The sequence below is a fragment of the Microbacterium proteolyticum genome, assembly GCF_014192415.1.
GTDB classification, from domain to species: Bacteria; Actinomycetota; Actinomycetes; order Actinomycetales; family Microbacteriaceae; genus Microbacterium; species Microbacterium proteolyticum.
Map to the genome: position 1 here is coordinate 1,429,009 of NZ_JACHXY010000001.1, position 18,878 is coordinate 1,447,886.

Annotated in this window: 15 protein-coding genes; 7 read left to right on the plus strand and 8 right to left on the minus strand. The window is 71.4% G+C overall.

What is annotated here, in order from left to right; genetic code table 11:
• Window positions 1–151: 151 nt before the first annotated feature.
• The 5 genes from FHS07_RS06560 to FHS07_RS06580 form a co-directional block, all read right to left on the minus strand.
• Window positions 152–1,192, minus strand: coding sequence for a zinc-dependent alcohol dehydrogenase family protein (locus FHS07_RS06560; protein ID WP_183419022.1), 1,041 nt, complete (start codon window positions 1,190–1,192; stop codon window positions 152–154).
• 158 nt (window positions 1,193–1,350) lie between these two features.
• Entirely contained in the window at window positions 1,351–4,200 is a 2,850-nt protein-coding gene (locus tag FHS07_RS06565; RefSeq protein ID WP_183419023.1) for a discoidin domain-containing protein, read from the minus strand.
• A gap of 488 nt (window positions 4,201–4,688) precedes the next feature.
• Complete coding sequence (purB, locus tag FHS07_RS06570) at window positions 4,689–6,068, minus strand: adenylosuccinate lyase (protein WP_183419024.1); 1,380 nt, start codon at window positions 6,066–6,068, stop codon at window positions 4,689–4,691.
• Window positions 6,069–6,095: 27 nt separating this feature from the next.
• Window positions 6,096–6,602 carry a low molecular weight protein-tyrosine-phosphatase gene (locus FHS07_RS06575; RefSeq protein ID WP_183419025.1) on the minus strand — a complete coding sequence of 169 codons (507 nt, stop codon included), beginning with the start codon at window positions 6,600–6,602 and terminating at the stop codon, window positions 6,096–6,098.
• An 80-nt stretch (window positions 6,603–6,682) separates the two neighbouring features.
• The gene (locus FHS07_RS06580) at window positions 6,683–7,087 is read right to left on the minus strand and encodes a phage holin family protein (RefSeq protein WP_183419026.1); all 405 of its coding nucleotides are present in this window, start codon (window positions 7,085–7,087) and stop codon (window positions 6,683–6,685) included.
• Between the two features lie 130 nt (window positions 7,088–7,217).
• On the opposite strand from FHS07_RS06580, the gene FHS07_RS06585 reads away from it, so the two are divergent.
• Entirely contained in the window at window positions 7,218–8,291 is a 1,074-nt protein-coding gene (locus FHS07_RS06585) for a histidinol-phosphate transaminase (RefSeq protein ID WP_183419027.1), read from the plus strand.
• Between the two features lie 45 nt (window positions 8,292–8,336).
• Here the strand turns inward: FHS07_RS06585 and FHS07_RS16660 are convergent, their stop codons facing one another.
• Window positions 8,337–8,459, minus strand: a complete 123-nt coding sequence (locus FHS07_RS16660) for a hypothetical protein (protein ID WP_281369380.1) — start codon at window positions 8,457–8,459, stop codon at window positions 8,337–8,339.
• Window positions 8,460–8,757: 298 nt separating this feature from the next.
• Between FHS07_RS16660 and FHS07_RS06590 the strand changes: the two genes are divergently transcribed.
• The 3 genes from FHS07_RS06590 (at window position 8,758) to FHS07_RS06600 (ending at window position 12,285) form a co-directional block, all read left to right on the plus strand.
• The gene (locus FHS07_RS06590; RefSeq protein WP_183419028.1) at window positions 8,758–9,888 is read left to right on the plus strand and encodes a thiamine pyrophosphate-dependent dehydrogenase E1 component subunit alpha; all 1,131 of its coding nucleotides are present in this window, start codon (window positions 8,758–8,760) and stop codon (window positions 9,886–9,888) included.
• Entirely contained in the window at window positions 9,885–10,862 is a 978-nt protein-coding gene (locus FHS07_RS06595) for a transketolase C-terminal domain-containing protein (RefSeq protein WP_183419029.1), read from the plus strand. The genes FHS07_RS06590 and FHS07_RS06595 overlap by 4 nt, the downstream gene beginning before the upstream one ends.
• A 79-nt stretch (window positions 10,863–10,941) precedes the next feature.
• The gene (locus FHS07_RS06600; protein ID WP_183419030.1) at window positions 10,942–12,285 is read left to right on the plus strand and encodes a 2-oxo acid dehydrogenase subunit E2; all 1,344 of its coding nucleotides are present in this window, start codon (window positions 10,942–10,944) and stop codon (window positions 12,283–12,285) included.
• A 24-nt stretch (window positions 12,286–12,309) separates the two neighbouring features.
• Here FHS07_RS06600 and FHS07_RS06605 read toward each other — a convergent pair whose 3' ends face one another.
• Window positions 12,310–13,011: a gamma-glutamyl-gamma-aminobutyrate hydrolase family protein gene (locus FHS07_RS06605; protein ID WP_183419031.1), complete on the minus strand. Its 702-nt coding sequence runs from the start codon at window positions 13,009–13,011 to the stop codon at window positions 12,310–12,312.
• Between the two features lie 295 nt (window positions 13,012–13,306).
• Between FHS07_RS06605 and FHS07_RS06610 the strand changes: the two genes are divergently transcribed.
• On the plus strand, window positions 13,307–16,213 hold the full coding sequence (locus tag FHS07_RS06610; RefSeq protein ID WP_183419032.1) for an aminotransferase: 2,907 nt from the start codon (window positions 13,307–13,309) through the stop codon (window positions 16,211–16,213).
• 3 nt (window positions 16,214–16,216) lie between these two features.
• Here the strand turns inward: FHS07_RS06610 and FHS07_RS06615 are convergent, their stop codons facing one another.
• Window positions 16,217–16,591, minus strand: a complete 375-nt coding sequence (locus FHS07_RS06615; RefSeq protein WP_183419033.1) for a hypothetical protein — start codon at window positions 16,589–16,591, stop codon at window positions 16,217–16,219.
• 126 nt (window positions 16,592–16,717) lie between these two features.
• Between FHS07_RS06615 and FHS07_RS06620 the strand changes: the two genes are divergently transcribed.
• Window positions 16,718–18,214 (plus strand): sensor histidine kinase, encoded by a 1,497-nt coding sequence (locus FHS07_RS06620; protein ID WP_183419034.1) that lies wholly within the window; start codon window positions 16,718–16,720, stop codon window positions 18,212–18,214.
• Window position 18,215: 1 nt separating this feature from the next.
• Window positions 18,216–18,872: a response regulator gene (locus FHS07_RS06625; protein ID WP_183419035.1), complete on the plus strand. Its 657-nt coding sequence runs from the start codon at window positions 18,216–18,218 to the stop codon at window positions 18,870–18,872.
• Window positions 18,873–18,878 lie beyond the last annotated feature (6 nt).

Below are 18,878 nucleotides of genomic sequence, written 5' to 3' on the forward strand. Positions count from 1 at the left end.
GCGAGCCGAACTGATCCTCCCTTCGTCGCATCTCCTCCGCTCTGCACCCGACCGGCACCGCCCCGGCCGCGCCGCGCAGGGCCGCGCCCGCAGGCCCGCGGTCAGTCGCGCGGTCAGTCCCGCCGCGGCGCCGCCACGGCGATCTCGGCGGTCAGTCGCGCCGCGGGTCGATCATCGTCATACCCGCCGGTGACGCGGTGTCCATGGTCGGCAGCAGTACGGCCGCTTCGCCGAGGCCGACGACCCGCTCGATGAGCTCCTGCGGGCGCAGGGCGCCACTCTCGATGAGCGAGAGCATCTCGGGGTAGTCCACCGCGGCCATGCCGTGGCTGCCGAGCAGGTCGAGCTCCCACGCGATCACGCGGGCCATCGGCATCGCGCTCATGCCGTCCGGCGTGGGGAGCAGCCCGATCTGCACGTGACGCCCCCGCCGCCGCAGGCTGAGCACGGCATCGCGCGCCGTCTGGGCGCTGCCGACCGCGTCGACCGAGACGTGACCCCCGCCGCCGGTGAGCTCGTGAACCGTCGCGGCGATGTCCGAGCCGTCGGCCACGAGAGTGTGCTCGGCGCCCAGCCGCTGCGCGGCCTCGAGCGCCGCCGGAGTGCGGTCGACGGCGATCACGCGGGCGCCGAGGGCCGCGCCGATCATCACCGCGCTCAAGCCCACGCCGCCCGCGCCGACCACCGTGATCCACTCTCCGGCCTGCACGCGCGCGCGGCCGGTGAGAGCGCGGTACGCGGTGGCGAAGCGGCATCCGAGGGCCGCCGCCGCCTCGAACGAGACGCCGTCGGGGATGCGCACCACGTTCGTGTCGGCGGCGCGCAGGGCGACCCGCTCGGCGAAGCTCCCCCACTGGGTGAAGCCCGGCTGCTGCTGGTCGGGGCACACCTGCGCGTTGCCGGTGAGGCACCACTCGCACGCCCCGCACCCCATGACGAAGGGAACGGTGACACGGTCGCCCACCTGCCAGCGCTGGACGCCGGCGCCGACCTCGACGATGACGCCCGCCAGCTCGTGGCCGGGAACGTGCGGCAGGGCGACGTCGTCGTGCCCGACCCAGGCGTGCCAGTCGCTCTTGCACAGTCCCGTAGCGAACACCTCGACGACGACCCCGTCGTCCGGGACGCTCGGCGCCTCGACGTCGCGCACCTCGAGGGGTTCGGCCAGGGCATCCATGATCATCGCGCGCATGGCATCCATTGTCCCGCCCCGGCACCGCGGTCACCGTCGTCGCCTGGCTTCGGAAGCAAGACCGGCCGTCGCCGAGCAGCAACCCGCCCCGGCCGTGGGGACGGTCGGGGCGGGTCGCACGGGCGGGAAACGAGGCGTCGGGTCGCCTCGCCCGCCGGTCAGCTGCAGCTACGCGCCGCGAACGGCACGCTCTGCTCTCCCTGAGCACCGTCGACCGACGTCGTCACCGTCACCGCGCCGGCGCCGATGGAGGCCGCGCGCGTCGACTGTGCGACCGAGGTGGTCGAACCGGGAGCCATCGCCGTCAGGGTCTTGCGGCCCCACTGCGAGGCGACCACGACGGTCGCGGGCGTCGTCTCGTCGTTGCGCACCGTGGTGACCAGCGTGACCTTCCCGGCGATGCAGCGAGAGGTCACCGTGGCGGTGGCCTTCGGCGCCGCGACACCCTCGGGAACGACGATCTCGGGGATCTTCAGGTACGAACCCGGAGTGGCGAACGTCAGTCGGAGGCCGGTCGCGAGCACCTGCGGGAACGACAGGGTCGTCTCGACGCCGTTGGTCACGGTCGGCGAGCCGCCGGTGAGGGTGACCGGCTTCCACTCGCCCGAGGGGGCGCGGTACTCCGCCGACACGCCGGCGACGGTGCCCTCGATGTTCGTGAAACGCACCTGGTCGAGGCGGTGGATCTCGCTCGTCTCGAGGGTGAAGGTCGCGGAGTCCTTGAACCCGGCGTCGGTCCACGTCGACCACTGCGTGTTCTGGCGGCCGTCGCAGGCGTTGCTCGCGGGCAGGGTCGCCCACTTGGTCTGGGAGAAGGACGCCGACACGGTGGCGTCGGCGCCGCGGCAGACGTTGGCCGCCAGGGTGTTGCCCCAGATCTCCACCTCGGCGATCGACTGCCACGTGTTGGCGTCGCTCGTGAGGCGCAGGCGCAGAGCGCTGGATGCCGGCAGGCCCTTCCCGTCAAGCATGGCGACGGGCGCCGCAGATGCGGCATCCTGAGCGAGGGTCACGGCGACGGTCGTGTCCTGCCAGGCGCCGGCGGCATCGCGGTACTGCACCTGGATACGCGACGGCCAGGTCGCGGTGGCGCCGTCCTTGTACGTGTAGACCGCGAGGGAGTCGAACGTGCGGTTCGTCCCCCAGTCGAACTGGAGCCAGCTGTTGCGCGGGTAGCCGTTGCCGGTCCAGTCGTCCCACCCCTTGCCGGTGCGGTTGCCGTCGGTGATCGTGCCGACGAGGTCGTTCCGGCTCGAGGCCGTGACCGTCGCCTCGGGAGCGATGTTCGCGATGCCCGGCGCCGTCACGGTGATCGTGCGCTGGAAGGTGCGTCCGACCGTGAAGTTCGCGTCGGCGGCGAGCGTGCCGGTGACCGTCTGGGGTCCGAGGACGCTGGTGTCGAGGGTGCTCCAGGTGACCGCGACCGGAGCGGCGGTGCCGTCGACGTCGACCGAGACCGTGCTCGGAAGCTGCGGAGCCTGACCACGCAGGACGGTCGTCGGCAGCGCCGTGACGACCTTCCACGTGCCGTGGCCGAAGCCCTTGTCGTCCCAGTACGAGGCGTCCCATCCGTCGCCGTATCGCGAAGGGTCTTCGGCCGCCGGGTTGTGCATCTCGAGGCGGCCGTTCTCGCCGACCGTCAGCGGCAGCCAGACGTAGGTCGAGTCGGACTTCCCCTCGTTCCAGCGGTCGCCCATGTAGACGAACTTGCCGGGTTCAAGCTCGAACACGTTGGTGGACTGGGAGCCGAACGTCGAGCGGTTCCTGTCACCGATCGACAGCAGGCCGTCGGAGCCGTCGGGCATGCTCGAGTAGAACGTGTTCTCGTTCGCGTCGCCGGCCTGTACGCCGCGAATCCACGAGCCCATCAGGTTCTTCGTCGTGTAGTACGTCTGCGGGTTCGGAGCCCAGCCGGTCGCACCGGAGGCGATCGCCGTGTAGGTGCCGTCGCGCTCGAAGATCGCGGGGGCCTCGAGGTAGCCGCACTCCTTCACGATCTGGAAGTCCTCACCGCGAACGGGTGCGCCTTCTTTACCGTCTGCGAAGAGGTAGGGGTAGCGTCCGTCCTCGGAGTACTGCTTCACGCCGAGGGTGTCCGTGTCGGTGGTCTTGAGGACGTTGGTGTAGTCGGCGTTCAGCTCGGCGACGTAGAGCGAGGAGTTCTCCTCGGACGAGTAGGAGATGTACGCCGTGCCGTCGTCGTCCTGGAAGACGGTCATGTCTCGCGCCTGACCGGGCACCGCGTACTGCGTGCAGGCCTGGTAGTTGGTGCGGTTGGGCATGCGGAACGCGCCCGTCATGCGGAAGGGACCCGCGGGGGAGTCCGACACGGCGACGGCGGCCATCGAGCGGGCGTAGGTGCTTCCGCCGGGCTCGGTGCGTCCGTCAGCGTGCCACCACATGACCCATTTCCCCGTCGCGGCGTTGTGGAGCACCTTCGGCCGCTCGAAGATCGCGGTGTAGTCCGACTTCTCCGTCGAGTTCAGGTGGTAGGCCAGCGCGTCCACTTTCGCGGTGCGCTCGGCGCCGTTGTCGTCGACGGTGTCGTAGAGGTCGTCGAAGTACGGCTGCAGCAGGTCGGAGCGCTGCGAGATGCTGCGCAGTGCGTCTCCGAGGTTGGTCCAGTTCATGGCATCCGTCGATCGGTACACGGCGACGCCGGGGCTGTTGTAGTACCCCTTGGTGCGGTCTTCGCCGTACCAGTAATAGACGGTCTGGCCGTTCTCCTCGGTCGTGACGACCTGCCCGCCGTGCGCCTGGATGTGACGACCGTCGGTGTCGTACCACTTCGGCTGGAAGTAGTCGGCCGCTCCGCGGCCCGGGTCGGCGATCGGCTCGAACTTCTCGTAGGTGACGGCGGGGTCGATACGGGGTACCCCGTCGTTCGGGTCGGTCGGGACGCCGGTGAGGGCGGCGGCCGAGAGGGGGGATGCCAGGGCTCCGGCCAGGACGGCGGCCATGGCGGCCGCGAGGAGTCGGCGAGCGGTCAGGGGGCGTCGATGCGTCATCGCGTCTTTTCCGATCCGCGCCGCGACGATGCAGCGCACGGGTGACCCAAGGGTCTGGGGAATGTTGACGTCAACACATTACGGCGAGGCGCGGGCCTGCGTCCAGCCTCGTCTCGGCCGGTTCACGCGCCGGCCCCTGTCGAGTGTCCAGGGCGCGCCGCTGCGTCGTGCCGGGTGCGGCGTGTTTCGGACGCTCAACAGGGGGTGCTCACGCGTGCGGGGCACGCGTCGAGGACCCGTCGAGTGTCCAAGACGCGCCGCCGCGTCGTGCCGGATGCGGCGTGTCTTGGACGCTCAACGGGGGAGGGGCCCGGCGGGTGTGGTGCGCCCGTCGGAGACCCGTCGAGTGTCCAGGACGCGCCGCTGCGTTTCGCCGGGTGCGGCGTGTTTTGGACGCTCAACAGGAAGGGCGGCGCAGCGGCAAGTGGGCGCGATCGACCGGTCGAGCGACGGGGGTGAGGGTGGCGCGGGACCCGGGCAGCGGCGCGCTACAGCGCGTCGACCACCCGCGACGCCAGACCCGCGTAGGTGGCGGGCGTCAGGGCGAGCAGGCGCTGCTTCGCGGCGTCGCCGATGTCGAGTCCGCGCACGAACTCGGCCAGCTCGGGGGCGCCCACACGCCGGCCGCGCGTGAGGTCCTTCAGCAGCGCGTAGGGGTCGGTGATCTTCGAGCGACCGGCCGCGATCTCGGCACGTACCACCGTCTGGATGGCCTCGGCGAGCACCTCCCAGTTCACGTCGAGGTCGGCGAGCAGCACGTCTTCGGCGAGCGAGATCTCGGTGAGCCCGCGCTGCAGGTTGTCGAGCGCGAGCAGGGAGTGACCGAACGCGACGCCGATGTTGCGCTGCGTCGTGGAGTCGGTCAGGTCGCGCTGCATCCGGCTGGTGACGAGCGTGGATGCCAGGGTGCCGAACAGTCCGCCGGCGATCTCGAGGTTTGCCTCGGCGTTCTCGAAGCGGATCGGGTTGATCTTGTGCGGCATCGTCGACGATCCGGTGGCACCTTCGACGGGGATCTGCGTGAAGTACCCGAGCGAGATGTAGGTCCAGATGTCGGTGGCGAGGTTGTGCAGGATTCCGCCCGCGTGGCGCGCGCGGTCGTACAGCTCGACCTGCCAGTCGTGCGACTCGATCTGCGTCGTGACGGGGTTGGAGCCCAGCCCCAGCGACTCGATGAACCCCCGCGTGAGTCCGGGCCAGTCGACATCGGGCTCGGCCGCGACGTGCGCCGACCAGGTACCCGTCGCGCCGGAGAACTTCGCGAGGTACTCCCCGGCATCCAATTGACGGATGACGCGGTCGAGGCGCCACGCGAAGACGCCGATCTCTTTACCCATGGTGGTGGGCGTGGCGGGCTGGCCGTGCGTGCGCGACAGCATCGCGGCGTCGCGGTGCTGTGCCGCCAGCGCGGCGAGGGCGGTGGTGACCGCGCGCAGCTTGGGCAGCCACACGCGCTCGACCGCGCGCTGCACGGTGAGGGCGTAAGCGGTGGAGTTGATGTCTTCGCTGGTGCACGCGAAGTGCGTCAGCTCGGCGAGGCCGGTCAGACCGAGGTCGTCGAGACGGTCGCGCACGAGGTACTCGACGGCCTTCACATCGTGACGGGTGACGGCCTCTTTGGCGGCGAGCCAGGCGATCTCGTCGGCGCCGAAGTCCTCGTAGAGCGCGCGGAGCTTCGTCCGCTCGGCATCGCTGACGGGCGAGGTGCCGAACAGGGAGCGGTCTGTGAGGGCGAGCAGCCACTCGACCTCGACCTCGACGCGGGCGCGGTTCAGACCCGCCTCCGACAGGTAGTCGCCGATCTCGGACACGGTGGCGAAGTATCGACCGTCGAGCGGGCTGAGGGGCTGCGGAGGCAGAGAGGACACGGGTCTCCCGGGGGTCGCGCGAACGGATCAGCCCGCGGAACGGATGGCGGGCTCGAGCTGTCGGAACAGGGCTCGGCTTGCGCGTTCGATCATACCGAGCACCTCGTCGAACATCGGGGCGCCCGCGTAGTACGGGTCGGGTACGTCGAGGGTCTCGGCATCCGGGAGGAACGACTGCAGAAGAGCGATCTTGTCGGTGTCGTCATCTCTCTGCGCCCAGCCGCGCAGCACCCGTTCGTGACTGCGGTCGAGCGCGACGACGAGGTCGTTGCGCGTGAAGTCGACGTACTGGAACTGCCGCGCGCGGTGCGCCGCACCGTCGTAGCCGAGGCGGTCGAGGGCGGCGATCGTGCGGTGGTCGGCGCGCTCGCCGACGTGCCAGTCGCCGGTTCCGGCAGACGTCGATGAGACGTGGGCGCCGAGGCCCGCGGTCTCGGCGAGACGACGGAACACCACCTCGGCCATGGGCGACCGGCAGATGTTTCCGCTGCACACGAACACGACGCGGAAGGGCGCGTCGGCACTCGCGGTCATCCCTCCATCATGGCGGGGACGCGTCGCGTCCGCACCCGTCGATTCCGGGCGGGTGCGCACGCGACGGTGCGACGCGCGCGTCAGCGGCGCTCGCGCTCCTCGCGGCGCGGGCGCAGGATGCCGCCGAGCACGGCGTTGATCACGCCGATGAGGAGTGCCGCGACCACCGTCAGCCAGAACTCGCCGGTGCGAAGACCCCAGTCCCAGTTCTCGGTGATGACCGCCGTCAGCCAAAGAAGGAACCCGTTGATGATCAGCGAGATCAGCCCGAGCGTGAGGATGTAGAGCGGAATGGCCACGATCTTCACCACCGTGCCCACGATGGTGTTCACGAGCGCGAAGATCAGCCCCACGAGCAGCAGCGTGAGCAGTACCTGCACCCACTCGCCGGGCGCGAAGGGGATGAGGCGCACCTGCAGCGCGGGCAGCAGCGTGACGATCCAGATGGCGAAGGCGTTGACGGCGACGCGGACGACGAAGCGCATGCGTCCACTCTGGCACTCCCCCGCCCGCGCGGCACGGGGTTGTGGGGAAGTCACCCGCGTCCCGCCAGTGGGGAGGAACCGCGCGAAGGGGGACTGACGCGCGCGGGCGCCCCGCGGTTAGGCTCGCGGGGTGAGTGAAGAGTCGGTTGTGCCCCGTATCCGCCCCGAGATCGCCGCGCTGCCGGCGTACCGACAGGGCCGTCAGGCCAGTCCCGACGCCTTCAAGCTCTCGAGCAACGAGAACCCCTACGAGCCGCTCCCCGGTGTCCTCGATGCGGTCGTCGCCGCGGGCGCCTTCAACAGGTACCCGGATGCCACGGCCGCGCGCCTGCGCGAACGACTCGCCGCACGGTACGGCGTCTCGCCCGACGAGGTGCATGTCGGGGCTGGTAGCGTCTCGCTGCTCGCTCAGCTGCTGCTGGCGACCTCGGGACCGGGCGACGAGGTCGTGTACGCGTGGCGCTCGTTCGAGGCCTACCCGTCGCTCGTCGCGGTGACGGGAGCGGCGAGCGTGCAGGTGCCGCTCACCGCCGACGCTCGCCACGACCTGCCCGCCATGGCCGCCGCCATCACCGAGCGCACCCGCCTGGTGATCGTCTGCAGCCCCAACAACCCCACAGGCCCCACGGTCGGCTACGACGAGTTCGCCGCCTTCGTCGACGAGGTGCCGCGGGATGTGCTCATCGTGCTGGACGAGGCCTACGCCGAGTTCGTCACCGACAGCGCCTCCGTCGAGGGCGGGCGTGTGCGTGCGGTGCTGGACCGCCCCAACATCGTCGTTCTCCGCACGTTCTCGAAGGCCTATGGGCTCGCGGGCCTGCGTGTCGGCTACGCCATCGGCAACGAGACCGTGCTGAACGCCGCCCGCAGCACCGCGATCCCCCTGTCGGTCACGGCCGCGGGCGAGGCGGCCGCGCTTGCGAGCCTGGATGCCGAGGGCGAACTGCTCCACCGGGTCGCCGTCATCGCCGAACGGCGGGACCGGCTGGTCGACCGCCTGCGCGAGACCGGGTGGGACGTGCCCGACGCCCAGGGCAACTTCGTCTGGCTCGCCGCGGGGGAGCGCACGCTCGAGGTGGCCGCGGCGTTCGACGCGGCGGGGCTCATCGTGCGCCCGTTCGCGGGCGACGGCATCCGCATCTCCATCGGCGAAGAGGAGTCGCTCGACCGCGTCGTCGAGGTCGCCGCCGCCCACGCGGGCTGAGCGCACCGCGGTCGACCGCGTGGCGGCTTCGCCGGGAAAGGGCGATCACGAGAAGTGGTCGGCAGCGGGGCTGTCGCGGCCGGTCATCATCACGCAGACGCGGGAGGTGTCGCCGGGGCTGTTTACCTCGACCAGGAACAATCTGCGCTCATCAGCGAACTGCTCCACCCCCACGGACGTCGGAGAGCACGGCACGGACGCCTGCGGTTGGGCGTCACCCTCGCCGACGGCACCACTGCCGCGGTCGGGCCGGCTCCACGCGGCCGGCATCGGGGCGAGGGGCGCCGGTGGCGCGCAGATTCTTTTGAGGCCAGGGCGTCGGTCCACGCTTCCGCGTGTCGACTCTGAGCGGCGCTCAGGGCGCGTCGCCACACGGCATCCGTTTGTCCGACGTCCACGGCGGATTCCGGCATCCGTTGTACACCTCATGCGGTCGTCAGCATGGGTCGGGCGTTAGCGTGGGGGAATGACCCCGCTCGACGATCCCGCTCTCGTGCGCGTTCTGGCAGCCGATGGCACGCTGGCGCCCACGCCCGCGGCCGAGCGCTACCTGCCGCTCATCGACGCCCTGACCGACGCCGAACTCGAGACGTTCTATCGCGACATGGTCTCGATCCGCGCGTTCGACGTGCAGGCGACCAACCTGCAGCGACAGGGCCAGCTCGCCCTGTGGCCCCCGTCGTTCGGACAGGAGGCCGCCCAGGTGGGTTCCGCTCGCGCCGCCCGCGCGCAGGACCACATCTTCCCCTCCTACCGCGAGCACGTGGTCACCCGCATCCGCGGCGTCGACCCGATCGACATCATCCGGCTCATGCGCGGACTCACCCACGGCGGGTGGGACCCCACGGACCCGAAGAACGGCAACACGCACATCTACACCCTCGTGCTCGGTGCGCAGACGTTGCACGCCACGGGCCTCGGCATGGGTCTGGTGTTCGACGGCAAGGCGGGAACGGGCGACCCCGAGCGCGACGAGGCCGTGATGGTCTACTACGGCGACGGCGCGTCCAGTCAGGGCGACGTGCACGAGGCGATGGTGTTCGCCGCGAGCTTCCAGACGCCGCAGGTCTTCTTCCTGCAGAACAACCAGTGGGCCATCTCGGTGCCGGTCGCGACGCAGTCGCGCTCGCCGCTGTACAAGCGCGGTGAGGGCTACGGCATCCCGAGCCTCCAGGTCGACGGCAACGACGTGCTCGCCAGCTACGCCGTGTCGAAGGTCGCCCTCGACGAGGCGCGCGCCGGAGGCGGCCCCCGCGCCATCGAGGCGATGACGTACCGCATGGGAGCACACACCACGAGCGACGACCCCACGAAGTACCGCACCTCCGACGAAGAGAAGGCGTGGGCCGGGCGCGATCCCATCGCCCGCATGCGCACCTACCTCGAGGGACGAGGGGCGCCGCAGCGGTTCTTCGACGACGCGGATGCCGAGGGCGCCGCCCTCGCCGATGACGTGCGCGTGCGCACCAACGAGCTGGGCACGATCCCCCGCGACCACATGTTCGACAGCGTCTACTCCGAGACGCACGCGCTCATCCACGAGGAGCAGCGCTGGCTCGACGACTACGAAACGTCGATGGACGGAGGCGCCCCGTGACCGAGAACCTTCCGATCAGCCGAGCTCTGAACGCCGGGCTCCGCCGCGCACTCGAGACGAACGACCGCGTACTGCTCATGGGCGAGGACATCGGCCCGCTCGGCGGCGTGTTCCGCGTGACCGAGGGCCTGCAGAAAGACTTCGGTCCGCGTCGCGTCATCGACTCCCCGCTGGCGGAGTCGGGCATCGTCGGCACCGCGATCGGTCTCGCGATGAGCGGGTTCCGCCCCGTGCTCGAGATCCAGTTCGACGGGTTCGTCTTCCCCGCGTTCGACCAGATCACCTCGCAGCTGGCGAAGCTCACGAATCGCCACGAGGGCGCTCTGCGCATGCCCGTCGTCATCCGCATCCCCTATGGCGGGCACATCGGCGCGGTCGAGCACCACCAGGAGAGCCCGGAGGCGTACTTCACGCACACCCCGGGTCTGCGCGTGGTCAGCCCCTCGAACGCGAACGACGCGTACTGGATGATCCAGCAGGCGATCGACTCGCCCGACCCGGTCGTCTTCTTCGAGCCCAAGGCGAAGTACTGGCAGAAGGGCGAGGTCGACACCGAAGCCCCCGCCCTCCCGCTGCACGCCAGCCGCATCGTGCGCCGCGGCACCGACGTGACACTCGTCGGGCACGGCGCCATGGTGACGACGCTGCTGCAGGCGGCCGCGCTCGCCGAGAGCGAAGGCACGAGCTGCGAGGTCATCGACCTGCGTTCGCTGTCCCCGGTCGACTACGGCCCGCTGCTCGACTCGGTGCGCCGTACCGGCCGCATGGTCTACGCGCAGGAGGCGCCGGGCTTCACCTCGCTCGGCTCCGAGGTCGCCGCGACCGTGATGGAGAAGGCGTTCTTCGCACTCGAGGCGCCCGTGCTGCGCGTCTCGGGCTTCGACGTGCCCTTCCCGCCCGCCAAGCTCGAGGGCACCTACCTGCCCGACGCCGACCGCATCCTCGAGGCCGTCGACCGGTCTCTCGCCTACTGACCCGCACCCCTCCGCCTCGCCCGAGCATTCCGTCGCGGCGACCCCGGTGACAAGCTGGCTCCCGAGCAAAGGACACACCGTGACCGATCAGACGTTCGTTCTCCCCGATGTCGGCGAAGGCCTCACCGAGGCCGAAATCGTGCAGTGGCGCGTCGCACCCGGTGACACCGTCGCCGTCAACGACGTGATCGTCGAGATCGAGACGGCCAAGTCGCTCGTCGAGCTGCCCTCGCCCTACTCGGGTACCGTCGGCGAGCTGCTGGCATCGGAGGGCGCGACCGTCGAGGTCGGGTCGCCCATCATCACGATCGGCTCAGCGGATGCCACGCCCCCGGCGCCCGCGGCCCCGACCACCGTCCCCGAGCCCAGCGACCCGGGCGGCGCCGTGCTCGTCGGCTACGGCACGGGAGGAACGGTGTCGTCGCGGCGCCGCAAGCCCGCGGAGCGTCCGGTCGCGGCATCCGTCGGCGTCGTCGCCAAGCCCCCGATCCGCAAGCTCGCGCGCGATCTCGGCGTCGACCTGTCGGCGGTCACGCCCAGCGGCACCGCCGGTGAGGTCACCCGCGACGACGTGGTGAAGCACGCCGAGCAGGCCAGCGTCTTCCGCAACATCGAGACGCCCGCGTGGGGCGACGTGCGCGAGGAGACGATCGAGGTCTCTGCCCCCGCAGTGCCCGCGCCCGTGGCCTCCGCTCCCGCTCCCGCCGCTCAGGCCGCCGACGCGCGGGAGGAGTCCATTCCCGTCCGGGGCGTCCGTAAAGCCACCGCCAACGCGATGACCTCGAGCGCATACTCGGCCCCGCACGTGTCGGTGTGGGTCGACGTCGACGCCTCGCGCACCATGGAGCTCGTCAAGCGACTCAAGGCGTCGCCCGACTTCGCCGACGTGAAGATCTCACCGCTGCTGATCATGGCCCGCGCCGTGATCTGGGCCCTTCGCCGCACGCCGATGATCAACGCCGCGTGGGTCGACACCGACGCCGGTGCGCAGATCAGCGTGCGCCACTACGTGAACCTCGGCATCGCCGCCGCAACCCCGCGGGGCCTCCTCGTCCCCAACATCAAGGACGCGCAGGGCATGAACACGCGCGAACTGGCGAAGGCGCTCGAGCACCTCACGCTCACCGCCCGCGAGGGCAAGACGAGCCTCGCCGACCAGTCCGGCGGCACGTTCACGATCACCAACATCGGCGTGTTCGGGGTGGATGCCGGTACCCCGATCATCAACCCGGGCGAGGCCGGCATCATCGCCCTCGGCGCGATCCGCCAGAAGCCGTGGGTCGTCGACGGCGAAGTGCGCCCCCGCTGGGTCACGACGGTCTCGGGTTCGTTCGATCATCGCGTGGTCGACGGTGACGGGATCTCGCGGTTCATCGCCGACGTGGCATCCGTGCTGGAGGAGCCGGCGCTGCTGCTCGACTGAGCGCGGACGGCTTCGAGCGCCCGGCTACGCGATCCGATCGGCCGTGCCCGCGGCGAGCAGCGACGTCATCACGGGTGCGAGCTGACGGGCGGCCGACCGCGGGTGCTCGAGGTGCCACTGGTACGCCCAGACCGGCAGGTCGCGGTGCCGCACGGCCTCGACGGTGCCGTCCGCGGCGCGCGCCGTGGCATCCAGGCCCCCTCCGAGCCGGTCGACCGATTGGTGATGACTGCACAGGAGGTCGCCGGACGCCGAGATGGGGTCGGGCCGGTCGAAGCGGACGTCGGTCGCGACGAAGGGGTCCCCCTCGGAGCGGCGGTGTCCGGCGATGTCCTGGTGCAGGGTGCCCCCGAACGCGACGTTGACCAGCTGCATGCCGCGACAGATTCCGAGCAGGGGACGACCGGCAGCGACCGTTTCGCGGATCACGGCGAGCTGCGCCTCATCCGCTTCCAGGTCGTAGGGCGTCCGGTGCGGCCGGAGGTCGGCGGCGCCGTAAGCGCGCGGGTCGACGTCTTCACCGCCCAGGATGACGACGACGTCGGCGCGGCGGGCGGCGTCGAGGAGCGTCTCGAGGGGCTTCTCGGCCGCGGGGTGGAGCGCCACCGTCCACCCGGCGTCGCGGAGGGCGGTCACGGCTCCCTCGTTGAGGTCGTCGAGGAGCGCCTGGTAGCGAGGGGCGTTCGGACGGGTGTCGCGGATGTGGAAGAGAGCGGCGGTCGGCATCGGGATCCTTGGGAGAAGCGAGAGAGCTTCAGGATGCCAGGGTCGGGCTACGGGGATGTGACGGAAGCGCCTGCTCAGATGCGGCACGATGATCGCGCTGACGCCGAGACTCTCCGCACGACGCTGCGCATCGAGACGACGGCGCCCGGCCACGTGCACCCTCAGGATGCCGTGCAGGTGGCATCCTGCGTACGGACGCCGACCACGCGCGGGACGCGCCCGACGGGTCGCATGACCCGGCTCCACCGAACACCCCGCGCGGCCACGCGCACGACCGACGAGAACGAGGAACCCCATGTCCGACTCGACGCCCTTCCTGCTGCGACGCCCCGACGTCGACGATGCGCTCGCCGGCGAACTCGCCGCGATGCACTGGGGCGCCGCGGGGGCCGTGCACGAACTCGGCAGCCAGCAGGACCGCAACTTCGCCCTCACGGGTGGTGGTGGTGCGCCGTCGCTGCTGCTGAAGATCCACCACCCGTCGACGACCGCGCAGGAGATCGACCTGCAGGTCGTCGTGGCGCGGCACCTCGTGGCGGCGGGTGTGCCCACCCCGGTGACGCTCCCCGCGCAGGACGGAGCGACCACGGTCGCCGTCACGGATCGGGAGGGTGCCGGGGCGACCGCGCGCGCCCTCGAACTCGTGGACGGGCGGTCCCTCGCCGACGCGCCGGAGTTCGACGGCGCCATCGCCGAGGAGCTCGGACGCTTCGCCGGGCGCACGGTGGCGGCGCTCGCGCCCTTCGCGCATCCGGCGGCGGAGCGCGGCATCCAGTGGGAGATGCGGCGAGCATTCGAGGTCGTCGAGACTCTCGTCGACGAGCTCCCCGTCGACCGACGTGACGCCTCCCTGGGGGCCGCGCGGGAGGCCGCCGCGCGCGTCGACGCGGTCGCGGCGTCTCTGCCGCTGCAGGTCATCCACGGCGACCTGACGGCCGACAACGTGCTGCGCGGCGCCGGCGGCGGTCTGTCACTGGTCGACCTCGGCGACGTCGGCCGGTCGTGGCGCGTCGCCGAGATCGCGATCCTCGCCGCCGACGTGCTCGGCCGCACGCAGAGCATCGCGCAGGTCGGACGCGCGGTGCGCGGCTTCGTGAGCGAGGTCGACCTGACCGATGACGAGCTCGACGTGCTGTGGCCGATGGTGGTACTGCGCGGCGCGGTGCTCGCCGTCAGCGGCGCGAGCCAGTTGCGTATCGACGCCGACAACGACTACGCGCGGGAGCGCTTCGCGCACGAGCTCTCCGTGCACGACCTGTCGGCCGGGGTCGCCCACGACGTCGTCACCAGCCAGCTCCGCCTCGCGGCCGGGCGCCCGCACCGACGCGGTACGGCCTACGTGCCGCTCGTCGACGGCCTCGCGGACGCCGCGATCGTCGACCTCGGAATCGACAGCCCGGCTCTCGACGAGGGACGGTGGCGGGACGCGGAGGCCGAGGACCGTGCCGCACGGGATGCCGCGGCGGCGCGGGCGGGCGATGCGCCCGGAAGCGGGACGAGAGCGGTCGCTGTGGCGCGGTTCGGCGAGGCGCGCCTGACCCGGGTGCCCTGGGACGTCGCCGCGCCGACCGCCGCACGTGCCCGGTTCGTGGAGCTGTGGGCACCGGCCGGTGCGACGGTCCGGGCGCCGTTCGCGGGCCGTGTCGTCTCGTTCCCGGATGCCGTCGAGCTCGACGACCGCGGTGTGGTGCTGCGCGTCGAGGGGCTGGCATCCATCCCTCCGGTGAGCGAGGTGCGTGCGGGCGACGAGCTCGGTGCGGTCTCGGCGGACGGAGCGCGCCTGCGCGTCTCGCGCCGAGTGGCGGGGGCGGAGGCTGACGACGCGTTCGTCGGTCCCACCGGGGAGTTCGAGACCGACGGGGCGCTCGACCCCTCGCCCATCCTCGGGGTGGAACCCGTTCGCGATCCCGTGATCGTGCTGCGCGAGACCCGTGCCGCGCGCGATCGCGCGATGGGCGGTGCCAGCGAACGGTACTACGTCTCGCCGCCGCAGATCGAGCGCGGCTGGGACACCCGTCTGATCGATGCCCGCGGGCGCGCCTACCTCGACATGGTCAACAACGTCACCGCGATCGGCCACTGCCACCCCGCGTTCGTCCGACGCGTGTCACGCCAGCTCGGCCTGCTCAACACGAACTCGCGGTTCCTGTTCGATGCGTACGCGCGGTACACCGAGCGACTGCTGGCGCACTTCCCCCGCGACCGATTCGACACCGTGCTGCCGGTGAACAGCGGCTCGGAGGCGGTGGATCTGGCGCTGCGTCTCGCGCAGCTCTCCACCGGCCGCCGCGACGTGATCGCGCTGCGCGAGGGCTACCACGGGTGGACGATGGGGGCCGATGCGGTGACGACCTCCGCGTTCGACAACCCCGCCGCCCTGCAGTCGCGACCCGAGTGGGTGCACCTCGCCGACGCCCCCAACCCCTATCGGGGCGCGCACCGCGGCGGCGACAGCGGCGCCGCCTACGCCGAGCAGGTCGCCGAGCTCGCGTCGCGCCTCACCCGTGAGGGCCGCGCGCCGGCCGCGTTCATCAGCGAGCCCGTGCTGGGCAACGCGGGTGGCGTCGTGCCCCCGCCCGGCTACCTGCCCGCGGCGTACGACGCGATCCGCGCGCACGGCGGTCTCGCGATCGCCGACGAGGTGCAGGTCGGACTCGGGCGCCTCGGCTCGACGTTCTGGGGCTGGGAGATGCTGGGCGCGGTGCCCGACATCGTCACCGTGGCCAAGGCCGCGGGCAACGCCTATCCGGTCGGTGCCGTGGTCACCCGGCGCGAGATCGTCGAGGCGCTCCGCGAGGAGGGCATGTTCTTCTCCTCGGCCGGCGGTGCCCCCGCGGGTGCGGTCGCCGGCGTCGCCGTGCTCGACGTCATCGCCGACGAAGACCTGCAGGGCAACGCGCTCCGCGTGGGGGCGTACCTGCGCAACGCACTCGAAACGCTGGCGGAACGGCATCCGCTCATCGGAACCATCCACGGATCGGGCCTCTACCTGGGCATCGAGCTCGTGCGCGACGGGCTCGACCCCGCCGTCGCGGAGACGGCCGAGATCTGCGAACGGCTGTTGGAGGAGGGCGTCATCATGCAGCCCACCTCGGAGCGCTCGAACGTGCTGAAGGTCAAGCCGCCGATGACACTGACGCGCGACGACGCCGACACCTTCGTCGCCGCCCTCGACCGCGTGCTGCGGCGCGTGCGGCGCTGACGGTCAGTCGTCGTCGTCGTCCCCGTCGTCGTCGAAGTCGTCGTCCGGGCCATCGTCGTCATCGTCGTCATCGGCGGGCGCGACCGGTACCGGAGCCGGAGGATCGACCGGTTGCGGCGCGGGCGGTGCGACCGGCTGCGGGGCCGCGGGTTGCTCCGGGACCGGAGTCGCCTGCTCGGTGGGGACCGCCGACGGGTCGACGACGGGCGTCGGCGACGGGGTGGCCGGAGCGGGTCCGCCGGTGAGCGTGCCGCCGGGGAGGACCCGCTCGGTCGCGGTGCGCGGCTCGAAGGCGGTGGCGACTGCGGCGGTCGCGCCGACCGCCCCCAGAGCGGCGACGGCGATGAGGGCGGTGCCGATCCAAGCGCGACGGGACATTCGGGGACTCCATCCGTGGTGAGGTGATTCAAGCCTGTCGCCCGCCGGTAAGGGCGGCGGAAGACGATCGTGAGAGCCTTCTTATTTCGCCGGATCGAGCGTCACCGCCCCGGCATACTGAAGCACATGGGAACGGCGCCCGCCTCTGCGACGAGTGGCGGATGGACCGTCCGAACGCGAATCGTCGTGGTCATCACCGTGGTCGCCGCGATCGGCCTGATGTCGGTCGGCGCCGCCGTCTACATGGTCGAGCGCACACGCATCCTGGCCGCCGTCGACACCCGCCTGGAGGCGGCGCTGGAGTCGGCCCGCGCCCTCGTCGCGGCGGGCAACGGGGAAACGGCCTGGCCATCGTCGACCGCGGCCCTCGAGGCCACGGTCACGCGCATCAACCCCGACGACAACACCGGCGCCCTCGGCGTCATCGACGGCGTCGCCGCCTTCATCCCGGGGGTTCCGCTCGACGTCGATCTGCAGTCCGCGCCCGGCTTCGTGCCCTACGTCACCTCGGTGGCCCAGGGCGACCCCGTCATCGGCACGTACGCCGAAGAGGGTGTCGCCTGGCGCTACCTCGCCGCCCCGATCGCGGTCGAGGGATCGGCGCCGCCCGCCTCCGTGATGTTCATCACGGCCTACGACCTCGAGGGCGAACTCGCCGAGATCGACGACGCCGCCCGCGTGTACCTCCTGGCCGCCGCGATCGCGCTCATCGTCATCGCGGCCAGCGCCGGGCTCGTCGCCGCGCGGCTGCTCCAGCCTCTGCGTCGCATGCGCGAGACGGCGGCCCGGGTGTCGGCGCGCTCGCTCGCGGAACGGCTGCCGGTCGAGGGCAACGACGACGTCAGCGCGCTCGCCGCCACGATGAACGACATGCTCGACCGCCTCGACAGCGCGCTCGGCGCGCAACGCACGCTCCTCAGCGATGTCGGGCACGAGCTGAAGACCCCGGTCACCATCGTCAGCGGTCACCTCGACGTGATGGACGTGGACGACCCCGCCGATGTGCGTTCCACCCGCGAACTCGTGCTGGACGAGCTGGGGAGGATGGGCCGCTTGGTCCAGGACCTCACCCAGGAAGCGGCCCTGCGCGGACCGAGCCCGCTCCGCCCGCAGGCGACCGACATGGCGGCCCTCGTCGAGCAGGTCGTCGTCAAGGTGCGCGGCATCGAGGGGGCGACGGTGCGCCGGGGGCCGGTCGCACCGATCCACGCGGTCGTCGACCGGGCCCGGATCACCCAGGCACTCCTGCAACTGGCGCAGAACGGCGTCAGCCACGGCGGCGGCGATCTCGTGCTGGGGATCCGCTCACGGGGCGAGACGATGGAGCTCTTCGTGCGGGATCACGGCCCCGGGGTCCCCGTCGACGAGCGCGAGCGCATCTTCGAACGTTTCCACCGGGGAGCAGCCGACGACGGACGCGGGGGCAGCGGCCTCGGCCTGAACATCGTGGCCGCCATCGCCCACAACCACGGCGGCATCGCCACCGTGCGGGATCCGGCGAACGGTCCCGGGGCCGAGTTCGTGCTCACCATCCCCATCGTGGCCGACACCCCGCCCGACTCCGTCCCCCCGCGACCGCCGCTCCCCCGCGGCATCCCCGCACCTGATCGCCCGGAGGGCTGACGTGGCATCCATCCTCATCGTCGACGACGAAACCCGCATCTCGTCCTTCATCGAGAAGGGCCTGCGGTCGGCGGGGTACGCGACCCGCGTGACCGGCGACGGCAGGGAGGCCCTCGGGCTCGCCCTCTCGGGGGAGTTCGACCTCGTCGTGCTCGACGTCAACCTGCCCGGGATGACGGGATTCGAGGTGCTGGAGCAGCTTCGCGGTTCGGGCTCCGCCGTGCCCGTCATCATGCTGACGGCCCGCGTCGAACTCGAAGACACCGTCGCCGGCCTCGAGGGGGGAGCCGACGACTACCTCGGAAAGCCCTTCCGGTTCGACGAGCTGGTGGCCCGCATCCGCCTCCGCATCCGACGGGAACCGGCGGCGAAAGGTCTGGAACTGCAGCACCGCGACATCGTGCTCGACGTGCGCCAGCGCACCGCCTCCGTCGCGGGCAGGGAGATCGTGCTGTCGGCGCGCGAGTTCGCGCTCGCCGAGGAGCTCGTGCGCCACCCGGGGCAGGTACTCAGCCGGGAGCAGCTGCTCAGCCGGGTCTGGGGCTTCGACTTCGACCCCGGATCCAACGTCGCCGACGTCTACATCGGCTACCTCCGCCAGAAGCTGGGCGCGGATCGCATCGAGACGGTGCGCGGCGCGGGGTACCGGCTGGTGTGAGGGGGC

Excerpts from the sequence above, each read along its gene's own strand:
- FHS07_RS06560 (WP_183419022.1), bottom strand. The coding sequence starts at position 1,192 with ATGCGCGCGATGATCATGGATGCCCTGGCCGAACCCCTCGAGGTGCGC.
- FHS07_RS06565 (WP_183419023.1), bottom strand. The coding sequence starts at position 4,200 with ATGACGCATCGACGCCCCCTGACCGCTCGCCGACTCCTCGCGGCCGCC.
- FHS07_RS06575 (WP_183419025.1), bottom strand. The coding sequence starts at position 6,602 with ATGACCGCGAGTGCCGACGCGCCCTTCCGCGTCGTGTTCGTGTGCAGC.
- FHS07_RS06580 (WP_183419026.1), bottom strand. The coding sequence starts at position 7,087 with ATGCGCTTCGTCGTCCGCGTCGCCGTCAACGCCTTCGCCATCTGGATC.
- FHS07_RS06590 (WP_183419028.1), top strand. The coding sequence starts at position 8,758 with ATGACCCCGCTCGACGATCCCGCTCTCGTGCGCGTTCTGGCAGCCGAT.
- FHS07_RS06605 (WP_183419031.1), bottom strand. The coding sequence starts at position 13,011 with ATGCCGACCGCCGCTCTCTTCCACATCCGCGACACCCGTCCGAACGCC.
- FHS07_RS06610 (WP_183419032.1), top strand. The coding sequence starts at position 13,307 with ATGTCCGACTCGACGCCCTTCCTGCTGCGACGCCCCGACGTCGACGAT.
- FHS07_RS06615 (WP_183419033.1), bottom strand. The coding sequence starts at position 16,591 with ATGTCCCGTCGCGCTTGGATCGGCACCGCCCTCATCGCCGTCGCCGCT.
- FHS07_RS06620 (WP_183419034.1), top strand. The coding sequence starts at position 16,718 with ATGGGAACGGCGCCCGCCTCTGCGACGAGTGGCGGATGGACCGTCCGA.